The sequence below is a fragment of the Burkholderia latens genome, assembly GCF_001718795.1.
Classification (GTDB): domain Bacteria; phylum Pseudomonadota; class Gammaproteobacteria; order Burkholderiales; family Burkholderiaceae; genus Burkholderia; species Burkholderia latens_A.
This window is the reverse complement of record NZ_CP013438.1, coordinates 1,439,914-1,457,092: the sequence shown is the minus strand read 5'-3', so window position 1 is coordinate 1,457,092 and position 17,179 is coordinate 1,439,914. Positions and strand designations below refer to the sequence as shown.

At 67.2% G+C, this 17,179-nt stretch carries 14 protein-coding genes; 8 read left to right on the top strand and 6 right to left on the bottom strand.

The genetic code is table 11. The features are described from left to right. Positions 1-8: 8 nt before the first annotated feature. Together WK25_RS25790 and WK25_RS25785 are read left to right on the top strand one after the other, a co-directional pair. The gene (locus tag WK25_RS25790; protein ID WP_069243116.1) at positions 9-1,409 is read left to right on the top strand and encodes an MFS transporter; all 1,401 of its coding nucleotides are present in this window, start codon (positions 9-11) and stop codon (positions 1,407-1,409) included. Between the two features lie 172 nt (positions 1,410-1,581). Then, positions 1,582-1,983 carry a PPC domain-containing DNA-binding protein gene (locus tag WK25_RS25785; protein ID WP_069243115.1) on the top strand — a complete coding sequence of 134 codons (402 nt, stop codon included), beginning with the start codon at positions 1,582-1,584 and terminating at the stop codon, positions 1,981-1,983. An 86-nt stretch (positions 1,984-2,069) separates the two neighbouring features. Here WK25_RS25785 and WK25_RS25780 read toward each other — a convergent pair whose 3' ends face one another. The 4 genes from WK25_RS25780 to WK25_RS25765 form a co-directional block, all read right to left on the bottom strand. After that, positions 2,070-3,305, bottom strand: coding sequence for a DUF2252 family protein (locus tag WK25_RS25780; RefSeq protein WP_069243543.1), 1,236 nt, complete (start codon positions 3,303-3,305; stop codon positions 2,070-2,072). Positions 3,306-3,417: 112 nt separating this feature from the next. Beyond that, positions 3,418-4,704 (bottom strand): Nramp family divalent metal transporter, encoded by a 1,287-nt coding sequence (locus tag WK25_RS25775; RefSeq protein ID WP_040140218.1) that lies wholly within the window; start codon positions 4,702-4,704, stop codon positions 3,418-3,420. 428 nt (positions 4,705-5,132) lie between these two features. After that, on the bottom strand, positions 5,133-5,381 hold the full coding sequence (locus WK25_RS25770) for a hypothetical protein (RefSeq protein ID WP_040140216.1): 249 nt from the start codon (positions 5,379-5,381) through the stop codon (positions 5,133-5,135). Positions 5,382-6,002: 621 nt separating this feature from the next. Then, entirely contained in the window at positions 6,003-6,437 is a 435-nt protein-coding gene (locus WK25_RS25765; protein ID WP_069243114.1) for a universal stress protein, read from the bottom strand. 352 nt (positions 6,438-6,789) lie between these two features. Here WK25_RS25765 and WK25_RS25760 point away from each other — a divergent pair, with 352 nt between their 5' ends. From WK25_RS25760 to WK25_RS25735, 6 genes are all read left to right on the top strand, one after another. Beyond that, positions 6,790-8,274 carry an amidase gene (locus WK25_RS25760; protein ID WP_069243113.1) on the top strand — a complete coding sequence of 495 codons (1,485 nt, stop codon included), beginning with the start codon at positions 6,790-6,792 and terminating at the stop codon, positions 8,272-8,274. Between the two features lie 243 nt (positions 8,275-8,517). Next, positions 8,518-9,210 (top strand): hypothetical protein, encoded by a 693-nt coding sequence (locus tag WK25_RS25755; protein WP_069243112.1) that lies wholly within the window; start codon positions 8,518-8,520, stop codon positions 9,208-9,210. Between the two features lie 161 nt (positions 9,211-9,371). Beyond that, a complete protein-coding gene (locus tag WK25_RS25750; RefSeq protein ID WP_069243111.1) occupies positions 9,372-10,205 on the top strand; it encodes an arylamine N-acetyltransferase family protein in 834 nt (277 codons plus the stop codon). Between the two features lie 116 nt (positions 10,206-10,321). Beyond that, positions 10,322-10,498 (top strand): ribbon-helix-helix domain-containing protein, encoded by a 177-nt coding sequence (locus WK25_RS25745; protein WP_040140209.1) that lies wholly within the window; start codon positions 10,322-10,324, stop codon positions 10,496-10,498. A 1-nt stretch (position 10,499) separates the two neighbouring features. Continuing rightward, entirely contained in the window at positions 10,500-10,850 is a 351-nt protein-coding gene (locus WK25_RS25740; protein ID WP_069243110.1) for a VOC family protein, read from the top strand. 10 nt (positions 10,851-10,860) lie between these two features. Then, positions 10,861-11,727 carry a class I SAM-dependent methyltransferase gene (locus WK25_RS25735; RefSeq protein ID WP_069243109.1) on the top strand — a complete coding sequence of 289 codons (867 nt, stop codon included), beginning with the start codon at positions 10,861-10,863 and terminating at the stop codon, positions 11,725-11,727. A 52-nt stretch (positions 11,728-11,779) separates the two neighbouring features. Here WK25_RS25735 and WK25_RS25730 read toward each other — a convergent pair whose 3' ends face one another. Further along, on the bottom strand, positions 11,780-16,621 hold the full coding sequence (locus WK25_RS25730) for an NAD-glutamate dehydrogenase (RefSeq protein WP_069243108.1): 4,842 nt from the start codon (positions 16,619-16,621) through the stop codon (positions 11,780-11,782). Between the two features lie 149 nt (positions 16,622-16,770). Beyond that, a complete protein-coding gene (locus WK25_RS25725; RefSeq protein WP_069243107.1) occupies positions 16,771-16,992 on the bottom strand; it encodes a hypothetical protein in 222 nt (73 codons plus the stop codon). Between the last annotated feature and the right edge of the window lie 187 nt (positions 16,993-17,179).

The window sequence follows — 17,179 nt, the reverse complement described above, 5'->3', positions numbered from 1 at the left end:
GACCCCGCATGAGCACTTTCGACAATGTCGTGGCCGGCAGGGCCACGATGGAAGCTGCCGCCTCCACGCCCGGCGCGATCATCGCGCGGCTCGAGCGGCTTCCGGCCAACGCGATGCAGATACGCGCACGCGTGCTGATCGGCGCCGCGACGTTCTTCGACGGCTTCGACGTGATCACGATCGCGGCGACGCTGCCGCTGCTGATCCACAAATGGGGGCTGTCGCCGACGCAGATCGGCATGCTGATCGCGTCCGGCGCGATCGGCCAGCTGATCGGCGCGTTCCTGTTCCCCGCGCTCGCGGAAAAGCACGGCCGTGTGAAGGCGATCGCGTGGAGTTCGGCGGTGATCGGCATCACGAGCATCGCGAGCGGCTTCGCGCCGACGTTCGAGGTGTTCGTGCTGCTGCGGATCTTGCAGGGGCTCGGGCTCGGCGGCGAGTTGCCGGTCGCGGCCACGTACATCAACGAAATCACGCGCGCGCACGGCCGCGGCCGGTTCGTGCTGCTGTACGAGATCGTGTTCCCGATCGGCCTGCTGGTATCGATGGCGCTCGGTGCGCGGCTCGTGCCGCGGTTCGGCTGGGAGATCATGTACTTCGTCGGCGGGCTGCCGCTGATTCTCGCGCTGGTGCTGACGCATCTCGTGCCCGAATCGCCGCGCTGGCTCGCATCGCGCGGCCGGCTCGCGGAAGCCGGGCGTGCGGTGGGCGTATTCGAAGCGTCCGTGCGGGGCGAGTTGCCGGCGGTCACGCAGGTGGCCGCCTACGACGAGATGGTGCGCCAGCATCCGAAGCGCCGGATGAGCGACCTGCTCAGTGCCGCGTATCGCAAGCGCACGCTCGCGGTGGCGACGCTGTGGGCGACCTGCGGGTTCATCCAGTACGGACTGTCGACGTGGCTGCCGACGATCTACAAGAACTTCTATCACGCGCCGCTGCAGCTTGCGCTGAACCTCGCGGTGATCGGTTCGGTGATGGGCGTGCTCGGTTCGCTCGTATCCGCGCTGCTCGTCGACAAGCTCGGCCGCAAGCCGGTGATCGTATGGTCGTTCGTGCTGTGCGCGCTGTCGCTGGTGTTGGCGGGCGTCTATCACGCGTCGTCGGTGTATGTCGTCGCGGTCTTTTGCTCGCTGTCGCTGGGGCTGATGGCATCGGGCTTCATCACTGCGTACGTCTATACGCCGGAGCAATATCCGACGAGCATTCGCGCATCCGGCTGCGGGCTCGGCAGCGCATGGCTGAAGATCGCGTCGTTCGCGGCGCCGATGATCGTGCCGCACGCGATCATCGGCGGGAATCTCGCCCCGGCGTTTTACCTGATCGGCATCGTGCCGCTGATTGCGGCGTTGACCGTTCATTTCGTCGGGATCGAGACGAAGGGGAAAGTGCTGGAGGCGCTCGAAGCATAAGCGCGGCTGGCATCCGGGGCGCGCGACCGGTCAGCGAGCCGGTCGCCATCGGATCGGAACGCCGCGTGTTGCGCATGTCGCAGGCGCGGCGTCCAGTCCGCCTGCGGCTTGCCGGATTGGGTCGCCGATTGTACTCTTGCCGATACTCGCCGTCACCAGCAGGTAATCGACCATGCAAGCCCATCCTCTGCGTCTTGTTCCCGGCGACGATATGCGTGCGTCGATCGAGCAAGCGCTGCGTGGGCTCGACGCTTATGCGGGATTTGTCATCCAGGGCATCGGCAGCCTCAGCGTCGCGCAGTTGCGCTTTGCCGGCATCGACGCGCCGAGCGAATTGCGCGGCAACCTCGAAATACTGACGCTGGCCGGCTCGGTCGCGCCGGACGGCGCACATCTGCATATGTCGGTATCGGATGCGCAGGGTCGCGTATGGGGAGGACACGTCGCGAGCGGCTGCGTCGTGCGGACCACCGCCGAGATCCTGCTCGTGCTGTTGCCTGCGCATCGCTTCTCGCGAGAACCGGATGCGGGCACCGGTTTCAACGAGCTGGTGATTCACGCGGCAGCGGACTGATCGATTGCGGGCCGAACGCCGTACACGCGCGGTGATGGGTGTGCTGACCGCAACCGCAACGGCGGACGACGAGCGACGGCGACGATTCAGCGAACCGTCTTGCCAAGCGCGTGACGCCGGCAATGTTCGAGGTACGCCTCCTCATGTTCGGCCATCAGTTCGATGATGCTGCGCCACAGCCATGAAGGCGCGTCGACCGTCTTCGGCCGTTGACGACGCAGCTCCGCATGCCACGCGCGTTGCGTCGCGTCGTCCATCTGCGCGGCGTGCGCGTGGCCGACCACCCACGCGAGATAGCGCGCGGCCTCGACCGCATCGGCTTCCGACAGCCGCTCCGCTTCGAGTTTCAGATCCTGCGGCATCAGTTCCCGCATGACGACGGAACGCCCGGCGAGGCGCGCCGCGCACATCCGGCTCCCCAGCATCGGCGACACGTGTCGTGCGCCTTCGAGCACCCGTTGCGCGGGGTCGCGCGGCATGCGCACGCCGGCCTGTTTCGGCGCCTTTGCGGTCGTCGCCTCCTTGATGTCGATCAGGAAGGGCGGATCCCCGTCGGCACAGGCGTCGTCGATATCGAGCATCACCGCGAACCGGCGGCGTCCGAGCGAACTGCAGCCCTTCACCCAATACGCCGCGTCGAGCACCTTCATCTTCGCGTCGCTGCGGGCGGAGCGGCTGAGCGCTGCGCTGATCGGCGCAACCGGCGACGATTCGAACAGCGCATGAAGGTCGGTCCGCTCGCGCTCCGACAGCGGCCAGAAGCGTTTGCCCAGCGGGATGCGCGGCGTCGCGTTCCGGATCGTCTGCCGGTCGAGTTTGCGCCAGGACCGGTGCAGCGCCGCCTTCATCGCGATCTTCACCGCGCTTGGGCGCTGCATGTGGCCGGTTTCGTGGCGGTGCCGGGTATCGAACGCGCGCTCGTAACCATCGATCAGCGCTTCCATCATCCGCCACGTGGCGACGCCGGGCAGGTTGGAGCTGCGCGCCGCGGTCGCGAGCGAGAAGCCGAGACGCAGCACGTCGTGGACGGGATTGCCGATCACGCTCTGGTCGAGATCGCGAATCTGCACGGCGACCTCGCCCGTCTTCGCCGCGACGGGGCCGAGATTGCCGAGATGACAGTCGCCGCCGATCCATATCGCCGGACCGTCCGGCAGCGTTTCGGCGCGATGGTTCTCGAGCCACGCGTAGAAGCGCTCGGCCGTGCCGCGCGTGTAAGTGTGGATCGAGCGCGCCATCTTGCGGCTGCGCAGCGTTGCAAGAATCCGGGCGCGCTGGTCGCTCGTCGGCAGCCGCGCCGATGCTGCGGTTTTTTTTGCCACGATACCTTCTCCTTCCGTCACGCCGTGAGGCGCCTCCAGTGCGGATGCCGTGCACGCGAGCCCGCTGCTTCGCCGATGCGACGCGGTCGCGCGTCGGTGTAACCGCGTGCGCTCAACCGGGCACGAACACGCCGATCGCCGCGATCGCCATCGCGGCCGTCGCCACCCAGCCGCCCCACGCGAGCATCCCCTTGACGGCGAACTCGCCCATGATGCGCGTGCTTCCAGCCATCAGCATCATCACGATCATGATCGGCACGGCGGCGAGGCCGTTGATCACCGCGCTCCAGTAGAGTGCGCGGATCGGGTCGAAATGCATGAACGTAATCGCGACGCCGCCGACGATCGCGAGCGCGATGACCGCATAGAACTCCGGCGCGACGCCGATGCGCAGCGCGAGGCTGTTGCGCCACCGAAACGTGCCCGCGGCCGCGTATGCGGCCGATCCGGCGAGCACCGGCAACGCCAGCAGGCCGGTGCCTATGATCCCGAGCGCGAACAGCATGTACGCGAAATGCCCTGCGATGGGTTCGAGCGCGCGCGCGGCATCCGCCGACGTCTTCACGTCGATGTGATGCCGGTTGAGCGTGGCCGCCGCCGTCAGCGTGATGAAGAATGCGATCACGTTGGACACGCCCATGCCCACCCACGTGTCGAAATTGATGCGCCGCAATTGCGCGGGCGCCTGATGTGGCATGCGCCGCAGCGGCCGCTGATTCGGCGCCGCGTGCAGCTCCTCGACTTCCTGCGACGCTTGCCAGAAGAACAGGTAAGGGCTGATCGTCGTGCCGAGCACGGCGACGACCGTAGTCAGGTAACCGGCGCTCAATTGGACGTGCGGCAGCACGAGCGCGCGGCCGACGTCGGCCCAATCGACCGGCACGACAAGCGCGACTGCGACATAGGCGAGCAGCACGAGCGCGGTCCACTTGAGCAGGCGGGCATAACGTTCGTAGGGCACGAAAATCTGCAGCACGGCCGATATGCCGCCCAGGCACACGACGTACAACTGCTGCGGGCCGTGCAGCAGCAGATTGACCGCGGCACCCATCGCCGACAGGTCGGCCGCGATGTTGATCACATTCGCGACGATCAGCAGCACGACAGTGACGTAGAGCAGCCATGCCGGGTAGTGCGCGCGCATGTTCGACGCAAGGCCCTTGCCGGTCACGCGGCCGATTCGTGCGCTGACGAGCTGGATGGCCGTCATCAGCGGATAGGTCAGCAGCAGCGACCAGAGCAGCTCGAACCCGAACTGCGCGCCGGCCTGCGAGTACGTACCGATTCCGGACGGATCGTCGTCAGCCGCGCCGGTGATGAGGCCCGGCCCAAGGCGGCGGAGCCACGTTGCCGCATGCGCACGAGGCGGCGCGGAATCGAGGGACTCGTTGTCGTTCATGATTGCGACCCGTGGGGAGGGGTAATCGAGCCGCAATTGGCGTGCCCGGGCCGCACGAAAGGCGGAGGGGCCGTGGGCGGCGGGTTGCCGGAGAGTGTCGCGAGCGGTGCGGCGCCCGCGTCTGCTGTAGCCGGTGCGCAGGAACGGGCGGTGGCTGCCCGCGTACGACGGTCGATTCGAACAGAGTGGGGGCGCAACGGCAGCGACGCTCGAAGTTGCCGCGCGATACTGGCCGGTTGCTACCGCAACGACGCGTTGGCGATGCGGCGTCGCCCGTTCATCGATTGCATCGGGTGCCGGATGGAGCGCGGATGCGCGTGATGGGGGAAACCGCTGCGGGCGGCGCAGTGCGAAGAGCGGGGGAGCCGGTTATGCCGGCTGCGGCTAAAGCGGCGGGTGTCCGGGCACCCCGCCCGGGTCGCCCGACGTCAACGTGCCGCCATCGCGACGTCGCGGTCGCCGCGGCCGGTCACAAGACAGCCGGACATGAACGCCTCGCGCTGGCTGTCGGCGGCCGCGCTGCCGAAACCCCGGCTGAGCGCGTCGAATTTCACCTGTTCGGCTCCCTGCGAACACGCGATCGGGCTCGCATCGCGGCCTTGCGCATGCAGCAGCGCGCGATCGCCGATCAGGTAGGTCAGCAACGCGAAAAAAGCGATGTGTACGACTCGTCTCATGATTCGTCTCCTCGTCGCGCAAGCGTAACGCGGACTCGTTCGTCGAATCACTTGGGGCTTCCCCCGGTAAACGTCTGCTGAAAGACGGTGGCGCAGCCTGATCGTGTCCCGTTTTCGCGGGGCGAATGGCGCATGGGCGTGGCGGCCGGCCGCGATCGCGGTGCGATTGACGCTAGTTTGACGAATGTCAGGATGCGCGCGGGGCAAGGCGATCGCGCGGCCGGTCAGCGCGATAGCATGAATGCATGTTTCAACGGAGCACGATGTGCGGCAGGCGATGGGCACGGCGGTTCCGTACGCAGCAGATACGTGTTCGACATCGCTATCGAAATAGTGAGGAATCCAGATGCTTAATGTTTCTTCCGTGCTGATCAGCATGGCGCCATTGTGGCTGATTTTGCTGGGCGCATCGTCGTTGGCGACTTACCTCGTGTTCTGGCGCAAGGCCATCAAGTAAGCGTTATACCGCGCGCAACCGTCGCGCGTCACCTCGAAAGAGAAACGTCGACGCCGTGGGTTTCGATGCCGACGGCATCGGGTTCGAGCGCATCGCCGGTCGCCCGGCAATCAGCCGTCGCGCGTGCCGGCAACCGGCTTCCCACGGCGACGCTGACGCCGCGTTCATTGCACCGCCGTCACCGGCACATTCGAAATACGGACGAGCCGGCTCATCACGCTGCGCGTGAACATCGACAGCAGCCGATGCAACGGGCCGTGTCTCGGCGCGACGACGACAATTTCGTCGCAGCCGGTCTCCGCCGCGACGGCCGCGATCGTATCGGCCACCGGCCCGACCTTCTTCACCACGCTGTACCGCACACCGGCTTCCCGCAAGATTCGTTCGGCCATCGCGAGATCGGCGCACGCAAAGCTGTCTTCGATCGAACGCAATCGAGACAGCGGATGAAACGCCTCGAGCCGCGTTGCCTCGAGCGGCATCTGTACGTTGACGAGCACGACCTCCGACGCGCAGCGCTCGCTATACAGGAACGCCGCATGACGGACCGCGTGAAGCGAGCGCGGCGAATGGCCGACCGGCACCAGCAGCTTGAGCATGAGGAATACCCCAGAGTCGAGATGGTTGCAGCGTAGCTTTCCGCGGGATCGCGAGGTCTAAAGAGTTCGGTCGGCCGCGTAAAAATATCGTCAATGACGGCCTTGTCGTTGCGCCAATTAGAAATATAAGAAATTTAAGTTTATGCGCATAAACGTTTTCGCCAACCGGCCGCGCGTGACGCCGATTTAGTCGGTTCCTCGATGAATCGCCGCGGAAAATATCGGAGGTCGGCGATCCGGCGTCGCGTAGAGTAGAGCATCGGCGTGCGGCGTGGCGCCGCGCGGCGGCCGCTCCGGCCGCCCTCGGGGCCGTCGCTTGCCCCCATCCGACATCGATCCCAGGAGACTTCGCATGCCGCACCGCGCCCCGCAGCTTCTCGCGCCCGCTTCCATCCCCGTCGACCCGATCGTGCGCCTGTCGGCCGGCGAGCTTGCGTCGGCGATCCGCAGCAAGGCGGTGTCGTGCGTCGAGACGATGCGCGCGTATCTCGATCACGTCGCGCGCGTGAACGGCGCGGTGAACGCGCTGATCTCGCTGCGCGATCGCGATACGCTGCTCGCTGAAGCCGCCGAAAAGGACGCCGCGCTCGCCCGCGGCGAGTATCACGGCTGGCTGCACGGGATGCCGCAGGCGCCGAAGGATCTCGCGATGACGAAAGGGCTGCGGACGACCTACGGGTCGCCGCTTTTTCGCGATAACGTACCGCAAGCCGATTCGGTCGGCGCGGCGCGGCTGCGTGCCGCGGGCGCGATCTTCATCGGCAAGACCAATACGCCGGAGTTCGGGCTCGGCTCGCACACGTTCAACGAAGTGCACGGCGCGACGCGCAATCCGTACGACCTGACGAAGAGCGCGGGCGGCAGCAGCGGCGGCACGGCCGCGGCGCTCGCATCGCGGATGCTGCCGGTGGCCGACGGCAGCGACTTCGGCGGCTCTTTGCGCAATCCGGCCGCGTTCTGCAACATCTACGGGTTCCGTCCGTCGCAGGGGCGCGTGCCGCGCTGGCCGGGCGTCGACGTGTACATGCAGCAGCTCGGCACCGAAGGGCCGATGGGCCGCACGGTCGGCGACGTCGCACAGTTGCTCGCGATCCAGGCCGGTTACGATCCGAACGATCCGCTGTCGCTCGCCGAAGATCCCGCCGTGTTTGCGGAGCCGCTCGACAGGGATCTGCGCGGCCAGCGCATCGCGTGGGTCGGCGACTGGAACGGCTATCTCGCGACCGAGCCGGGCGTGCTCGCGCAGTGCGAACAGGGGCTCGCGACGCTGCGCGAGATCGGCTGCGACGTCGATGCGGCGCTGCCGGCATTCGCGCCCGAGCGGATCTGGCGGCTGTGGCTGGCGCATCGGCATCTGTTGTCGGGCGGCGGGCTGCTCGCGCACTATCGCGACCCGGCGCGCCGCGCGCTGCTGAAGCCCGAGGCGATCTACGAGGTCGAAGGGCTGCTCGCGATGCAGGCTGCCGACGCGTTCGACGCGAGCGTCGAGCGCACTGCGTGGCATCAGGCGGTGCTGAGCTTTTTCGATCGCTACGACTTCATCGCGGCGCCGACCGCGCAGGTGTTCCCGTTCGACATCGGGCAGCGCTGGCCGAAGGAAATCGCCGGCCGCGCGATGGATACGTATCACCGCTGGATGGAAACGGTCGTCCCCTGGACGCTGGCCGGATGCCCGGTGATCAGCGTGCCGGTCGGCTTCAACGACGCCGGCTTGCCGATGGGGATGCAGCTGATCGGCCGTCCGCGCGCGGATCTCGAGGTACTGCAGCTCGCGCGCGGCTACGAGCGCGCGGCCGATTGGGTCGGCCGCAGGCTGCCCGACTGGATGGCGGTCTGACGCGCTGCAGCGGCGGTCCCGAAACCGGAGCGCGCGATATTCGCGCGCCACAGGAACGAATTTCGATGCTTGCGTGATCTCGGTCGGCAAACACGATGGAATGCGCGCGGCGGCATGACGCGACGACCGAATTGCAAGCGGCCGCGGCCCGCGATTTCGTTTCGATGTGTTTCAGTCGTTGCGGCCGCGCGCGACGCGCTTCGACAATATCGGCCTCGATATTTCCGGCACGAGGGAGCACAGATGAAACACATTCGCGCGACGGGCAAGCAACTCGCATCCGCGAGCCTCGCACTCGGCATCCTGTTGGGCGTACACGGCGCCGCGCATGCGCAGCTCGACCTGCAGTCGATCGGATCGGCGCTGCTCGGCGGCGGGCAGCAGCAGGCCGCTCCGTCGCAGGGCGGCGTCGCGCAACTGATGCAGGCGTACGTCGGCGCGAACCAGCAGGTGCTGGCCGGGCAGTCGTCGCTCGCGTCGGCGATGGGGCTGACCGGCGCGGCCGGCCAGGCGCAGCAGGCCGCGAGCCTGCTCGGCGGCGGCGATGCGCTGACGCCGGCCGCGCTGTCGCAGATGGGCGGCGCGCAGCAGTCGGTGTCGCAGGCGCTCGGCCAGGCCTTCGCGAGCGGCGGCGCATCGCACGGCCCGATCGACAAGCAGGCGTTCAGCAACGGCCTCGCGTCGCTCGGCCAAGGCCTCACGCAGTACTCGCAGTTGCAGCCGGGGCTCGGCAGCCTTGGTTCGGCGAGCGCCGCGTCGCTGCTGCAGGCAGGGCTGAATCCGCAGAACATGCAGGCCGCGTCGTATATCGCGCAAAGTGCGCCGAGCCAGCTGCAGTCACTGGCGTCGACGCTCAGCGAGGCCGTGCAGTTCGCGACTCGCCAGGGCATTTCGGTGCCGCCGGTCGCGTCGTCCGCGCTGAAGCTGCTGCCGTAACGCAGCCGAAGCGGCGCGCGGTGCCGGCGCCGTGCGCGGCGATCCGGGATCAAAGGGGGCGCGGCGCGCGGGCGTTATCCGCACGAACAGACCCCGGGCAACATGGGGATTTCGCTCGATGCTATCGTGGCGTGTTCCCAGTTCCCGGTGCCGGTTCATCCATGACTGACTCGTTCGACCTCCCGCGCTACTTCGCCCGCATCGGCTATGACGGCCCGGCCGAGCCGACGCTCGACGTGCTGCGCCGGCTGCATCTGCTGCATCCGCAGGCGATTCCGTTCGAAAACCTGAATCCGCTGACCGGCGCGCGCGTCGCGCTCGACCTGCCCGCGATCGTCGACAAGGTGATTGCACACCGGCGCGGCGGCTACTGCTTCGAGCTCAACAAACTTTTCCACACCGCACTCACGACGATCGGCTTTCGCGTGACGCCGCTGATCGCGCGCGTGCGCTGGATGCGCCCGCCGGAAGTCGTCACTGCGCAGACGCACATGTTGCTGCGCATCGACGTCGACGGCGCGGCATGGCTCGCGGACATCGGCTTCGGCAGCGCGACGCTCACCGCGCCGCTACGCTTCGCGCCGGGCGAGCGGCAGCCGACGCCGCACGGCGCGTTTCGCGTCGTCGCCGCGCCCGTCGATGGCGAGTTCGACATGGAGTTCGAAATCCCCGACGGCTGGCAGACCACTTACCGGTTTTCGCTGAAACCGGCCGAATGGATCGATTACGAAGCCGCGAACTGGTTCACGTCGACGTATCCCGAATCGATCTTCGTCAACGACCTGATCGCATGCCGCGTGCTGCCCGACGGCCGCGCGGCACTGTTCAACACCGTGCTGACGCTGCGCGACGCGGCGGGCGCCGGGCGCACGGTCACCTTCGACGACGCGGCCGCGTGGGGCGCCTGCCTGCGCGACACCATCGGCATCGATACGACCGGCTTCGATCTCGACGCGCTGTTTGCGCGGGTGGCCGCGCGGGCAGACACGATGTGACTGCGCGGCAAGCGGGCCGTGGCGGCATCGCGGAGCAGGGAACCCTGCGCCGCACGCTGCGGCCGCTTTCGGCTCATCGGTTGACTTTTGCTATTTTGCTAGCATACTAGCCCCCCATGACCGACGAAGAAGTGAAGCAATTCAACGTGTACCTGCCGCTGAGCCTGATCCGGCAGGTCAAGCATCGCGCCATCGAGACGGAGCAGTCGCTGTCCGCGCTCGTGGCCGACGCATTGCGTGCGTACCTGGCCGCTCCGCCGCCCGGGGCCGGCCCGTCCACCCAGGAGGATTGACATGTCATCCGAGCGAATCGAAGCCGTGTACCTGACCACGCACAACTGGGGCAAGTCGGCGAAGTTCTTCCAGGCGCTGGGTTTCACGCTGGAATTCGAAACCGATCACAACTCGGGCCAGCTGCGAAACGGCGACGGCCCGTTCCTGTTCATCGCCGAAGTGCCGGCAACCGAGACGCCCGGCATGCAGGTGGTGCTGAAGGTGCCCGACGAGCGTGCAGTGCGGCCGCAACCGATCGTCGACGTCGTCACGCCGTTCGAGGATACGCACTGGGGCACGCGCGACATGACCGTGCGCGATCCCGACGGCCGCGTGTGGCGCCTGCAGGCGCCCGGCACGTCGAGCGCGTGAGGCGAAGGCGATGTCCGATCACGATCGCGAACAGGGCGCGCCGGACAGCACCGCCGCGCGCGTCGCGCTGTGGCGCGCGCTGCACGTGGCGTGCGATGCGCCGCCGCACGTGCTTGCCGACGAGGTCGGGCTGCGCCTGCTCGCGCCCGCACCCGGCTGGCAGCAGCGCGGCGACATGGATCCGCAGTTCACGCGGTCCTTTCGAGCGTCGATCGTCGCGCGGGCGCGTTTCATCGAGGATCTCGTCATCGAGCAGGCCGCGCACGGTGCGACCCAGTACGTGATCCTTGGCGCGGGCCTGGACAGCTTTGTGCAGCGCCGGCCCGAGATGGCGTCGCGCGTGACCGTCTTCGAGGTCGACCAGCCGGCGCCGCAGGCGTGGAAACGCAGCCGTCTGAGCGAGCTCGGCTTCGGCGTGCCGGACTGGCTGCGGTTCGTGCCGGTCGATTTCGAGGCGAAGGAGTCTTGGCGCGACGCGCTCGTGCGCGCGGGTTTCGACACGGGCAAGCCGGCGGTCGTGGTGTCCACCGGCGTGAGCATGTACCTGACGCGCGAAGCGAACGCAGCCGCATTGCGCGAAGTCGCGTCGCTCGCGCCGGGCTCGACGTTCGCGATGACGTTCCTGCTGCCGCTCGAACATGCAGATCCGGACGTGCGCCCGGGCCTCGAAATGGCCGCGAAGGGCGCGCGCGCAAGCGGTACGCCGTTCATCAGCTTCTTCATGCCGGCAGAAATCCGCGCGCTCGCGCGGCAAGCGGGCTTTGCGCGCGCCGAGCATGTGTCGGCCGCGGATCTCGCGCGTCGCTACTTCGCCGATCGGACCGACGGCCTGCGTCCGCCGAACAACGCGGAAGAGTTGCTGGTCGCGACGGTGTGACGCCGCTGGCGGCCCGCACGCGCGTGGCGTCCGCCGCGACCATCGACGTTCATCACGCGCGTTCGAGCACGGCCATTTCGCGCACGACGACGAGCAGCACCGCGAGGCTTGCTCCACCCGACGCGCGCAGGTCGGCCAGCAGGTGCTCGTAGCGTTGCAGTGCCGCGTCGCGTCGCTCGCGCCATGCATCGACGATCGCGTCCGGCGACGTCGAATCCGCCGATTCCGCGAATGCGCTGGTCGCGAGCGTGCGCTTGAGCCGCGCGACTTCCGCGAGCGCGGCTGCGCGCGCCAGCATGTCCCAGTGCGTCGGCGTCGGCAGCGCCGCCGCGCGTTCGCCGATCCAGCCATAGTTCAGCAGCGTGCCGAGCGAGAAGTAGACGCCCGCCACCAGTTCGAGACTGCGATCGCAAGTCGCTGCGACTTCGGCGATGTCGAGCAGCGCGGCAGAGATGTCGCCGCTCGCGACACGCGCCGCGAGCGCGCCGTCGACGCCCGCGTCGGTCAGCACGCGTTGCCGCTCGGACAACGCGTCGAGATCGCTCGCCGGCAGCAGCGACGGCAATTGCGGCGCGATGCGCGCGACCGCGTCGCGGCAGCGCGCGATCAGGCCGCCGACGCCGCCGGCGGCCACCGCCCCCGACTGCAGCTGCCGCAGGAACCACAGCGCCGCGCGTTCCAGCAGCCGCGCGACGTCGACGAACATCCGCGCCTGCACGTCGTCGGCAACCCGGTTGTCGAGCGCGTCGATGTCGCGCCACACCGCATCGAGATCGAACACGTCGCGCGCCATGATGCATGCGCGCACGATGTCCCCCGGTTTCGCGTCGGTTTCCTCCATTAGCCGATGCACGAACGCACAGCCGACCCGATTGACGAGCGCGTTGGTCAGGTGCGTTGCGAGAATCTCGCGGCGCAGGGGGTGGCGCTGCATCGGTTCGCTGAAGCGTTGTTGCAGCGGCTTCGGGAAATAATCCACCAGCATCGCGGCGACCAGCGGATCCTCGGGCACGTCGGATTCGAGCAGCGCGTCGTACAGCCACATCTTGCTGTACGCGAGCAGCACCGCGCGTTCCGGCGAAGTGAGGCCCTGTTTCGCGGTTTGTCGTTCGGCGATCTCGTCGTCGGTCGGCAGGAATTCGATCACGCGGTTCAGGCGGCCCGCGCGTTCGAGCCAGCGCATCAGGCGCGCCTCCGCATCGAGCAGCTCGACGCTGTAGCGGCCGGCGATCGAAAGCGCCTGCGTCTGGTAGTAATTGTCACGCAGCACGAGCAGCCCGACTTCGTCGGTCATCTCCGCGAGCAGTGCGTTGCGCTGCTTCTCGGTCATCTCGCCGTCGCCGACGACGAGCCCGAGCAGAATCTTGATGTTGACTTCGTGATCCGAACAATCGACGCCTGCCGAGTTGTCGATCGCGTCGGTGTTGATGCGCCCGCCGCGTTGCGCGAACTCGATGCGGCCGAACTGCGTGCAGCCGAGGTTGCCGCCTTCGCCGACGACCTTGCAGCGCAGGTCCGCACCGTTCACGCGCACCGCGTCGTTCGCGCGGTCGCCGACCTGCTGATGGGTTTCGTGCGTCGCCTTCACGTAGGTGCCGATCCCGCCGTTGTAAAGCAGGTCGACCGGCGCCTGCAGGATCGCGCGGATCAGCTCGGTCGGCGGCAGCGCGTGTGCGTCGATGCCGAGCGCGGCCTGCACGGCCGGCGACAGCGGGATCGTCTTCGCGGTGCGCGGATAGACGCCGCCGCCCGCCGAAATCACCGACGTATCGTAGTCGGCCCAGCTCGAACGCTCGAGCGCGAACATTCGCTGGCGTTCGGCGAAGCTCGTCGCCGGGTCGGGGTTCGGATCGAGAAACACGTGCCGGTGATCGAATGCCGCGACGAGCCGGATATGCGGCGACAGCAGCATTCCGTTGCCGAACACGTCGCCGGACATGTCGCCGATGCCGACCACGGTGAAGTCGGTGGTCTGCGTATCGACGCCCATCTCGCGGAAATGCCGCTTCACCGATTCCCACGCGCCGCGTGCGGTGATCGCCATCTTCTTGTGGTCGTAACCGACCGACCCGCCGGACGCGAACGCGTCGTCGAGCCAGAAGCCGTATTCATGCGAGATCGCGTTCGCGTAGTCGGAGAAGGTGGCCGTGCCCTTGTCGGCCGCGACGACGAGATACGGATCGTCGGGATCGTGCCGCACCACGTCTGGCGGCGGCACGATCGCGTTGCCGGCGAGATTGTCGGTCAGGTCGAGCAGCCCGCGCAGGAACGTCTGGTAGCACGCGATCCCTTCCCGCATCCACGCTTCGCGATCGCTCGGCGGCGGCGGGTTCTTCACGACGAAGCCGCCTTTCGAGCCGACCGGCACGATCACGACGTTCTTCACCATCTGCGCCTTCATCAGCCCGAGCACCTCGGTGCGGAAATCCTCGCGGCGGTCGGACCAGCGCAGGCCGCCGCGCGCGACGCGCCCGCCGCGCAGGTGCACGCCCTCGACGCGCGGCGAGTACACCCAGATCTCGAACATCGGTTTCGGTTCGGGCAGGCCCGGCACCTTCGCCGGATTGAACTTGAACGACAGGTACGGCTTCGATTCGCCGTTCGCGTCGTGCATGAAATAGTTGGTGCGTTCGGTCGCGTTGATCACGCCGAGGAACTGGCGCAGGATCCGGTCCTCGTCGAGGTTCGGCACCTGGTCGAGCGCCGCCTCGATCGCGTTCAGCAGGCGTTCGGCCTGCACGTCGCGCGTGCTGCCGATCGCCGGGTCGAAGCGCAGCAGGAACAGTTCGACGAGCTGCCGCGCGATCGCCGGGTTGCCGGTCAGCGCACGCTCGATGTAGGCGTCGCTGAACGTCGAGCCGACCTGCCGCAGGTATTTCGCATACGCGCGCACGATTGTCACTTCACGCGCGCTCAGCTGCGCGCGCAGCACGAGGCGGTTGAAATCGTCGTTCTCGATGCGCCCGCTCCAGATCCGGTCGAATGCATCCTCGAACAGCGCCTTCACGCGCTCGATGTCGAACTCTGTGTCGTCGGCAAGCTCGAGGCCAAAATCGTGCACCCACGCGGGCACTGCGTCCTGCGTCTGGATCCGGTACGGCCGCTCCTCGTCGACGCGTACGCCGAGATGTTCGAGCATCGGCAGGCTGCGCGACAGCGCGATCGGCTCGCCCGCGCGATACACCTTGAAGCGGAACGCGCGCGGTCCGGCTTCGATCGGGCGGTACAGGTTCATCGCGAGCTGGCCCGACGCCTTCACGCGTTCGATCAGCTCGATGTCGCGCACGGCCGTGCGCGCCGGATAGTCGTCGCGGTAGCCGGCCGGGAAGGAATCCGCATAGCGCTGCAGCAGGCGGTTGCCTTGCTCTTCGCCGAACGCGTCGAGCAGCGCGTCGGCGAGATCGTCCTGCCAGCGGCGCGCGACTTGCACGAGCCGCGCTTCGAGTTCGCGCGTGTCGACGTCGGGCATCGTGCCCGGCTCCGCGTGGACGACGAAATGAATCCGCGCGATCGCCGATTCCGACAGCAACGGCGTGAATTCGACGTTCACGCCGTTGTACGCATCCACCAGCAACTTCGCGATGCGGCGGCGCAGGTCGGTGTTGTACTTGTCGCGCGGCACGAACACGAGACACGACACGAAGCGGTCGAAGCGGTCGCGCCGCACGAACAGGCGCGTGCGCTGGTGTTCCTGCAGCCGGAGAATGCCGAGCGCGATGTCGTAGAGCTGATCTTCGTCGGCCTGGAACAGCTCGTCGCGCGGATAGGTTTCCAGCACCGTCACGAGCGATTTGCCGAGATGTCCCTTCGGCAGGAAGCCGGCGCGCTGCACGATGTTCGCGCATTTGCGGCGCACGATCGGAATCTCGGTGTATGAGCCGAAATAGGCGGTCGACGTATAGAGCCCGATGAAGCGGCGCTCGCCGACGATCTTGCCGTCGGCGCCGACCAGCTTCACGCCGACGTAGTCGAGATAGCCGGGCCGGTGCACGGTCGCGCGCGAGTTCGCCTTGGTTACGAAGATCGGCCACGGGCCGGTGATGATCTCGGCCGCGGCGGGTGGCAGCGGCGTGACGTCAGGTGCGCCGGGCGCGCGCAGCGCTTCGCGCAGCAGCCCGAAGCCGGAACCTTCGACGCCGCGCAGCCCGAAGCCGGTACCGTCCGATACCAGCGAGTAGTCGCGCTGGCCGAGGAACGTGAAGTGATCGGCGACCATCCATTCGAGGAATGCGCGCGCCTCGATGTCCTCCGCGGTCGATTCCCGCGCTTTCATGTCCTTGATCGTCGCGCGGGCGATGTCGACGATCTTCGGCCAGTCCTCGACGGACGCACGCACGTCGCGCAGCACGTGTGCGATGTCGTCGCGCAGCGTGTCGAGCAGCGCGGCGTCGCCGCAGCGGTCGACTTCGAAATGGATGAACGATGCGAGTTGCGACTGGCCGTCGCCGGGCGTTGCGCCGCCGGCGTCGACGCGCTCGATCCCGCCGCTGTTGCCGCGCCAGATGCGGAACACCGGGTGCAGCGCCGAGTGCAGCGCGAGCCCGAGGCGGTTTACCGCCATCGTCACCGAGTCGACGAGGAACGGCATGTCGTCGTTGACGATCTCGATGACCGTGTGGTCCGAGTGCCAGCCGTGCTGTTCGAGGATCGGGTTGTACACGCGCAGCCGCTCGCTGCCGGGCACGAACTTCTGCGCGGTCTGCCAATGCGCCATCGCGGCGCCGTACAGATCGGCGATGCTGCGATTCTGCAGATCGTCGGCGTCGACGAAATCGTAGTAATGATGCAGGAACGGTTCGACGATCCGGAACGTGGCTTCGGGCAGGCGCTCGCGTGCGAATTCGACGACATCGGAGAGCAGGTGTGCGACGACTTCCTCGTTCTTCGCTTCCATGGCGGTCTCCTGGGCGGGTGGCCATCGGCTGCTGCGTCTGTGCCGCATTATATGCGCCCATTGCGTGACAACGCGATGTGCGGGCGCACAACGCGGCGCAGAGAATGAAAGCCGCGTGCGACGCCGGCGGCCGGCGTCGCGCGGGCGGGTCACGCGAGGTCCGGCGGCTTCAGGTCGGGGTGCCGCGCGTAGAGCGGATTCATGAAATCGAGCAGCATCTTGGTCAGCAGTTGCGACACGAATTCGCGGCAGGCGACGAATTCCGAATCCGGACACGACGCCTTGACGGTCAGCAGGGAGCGATCCAGATCGGCTCCCATTTGGAAGATCATGTCGTTAAGGACACTTGCGATTTGCTTGTCGGCGATCACTTTTTTGCCTCTTTAGCATCCCGCCCACGCGTTACAACTGCTGACGTATTTATATTGAGAAAATGACCGAGCGTGTGTGCGCTTACGAGAGCTAATTGCGGCGACGCCGATCGTCGGCGGCAATATATCAGGATGGCTGCCGGCTTCGGCATATTCGAATTGCCGGCGCCAATTTCGAGATGACAAA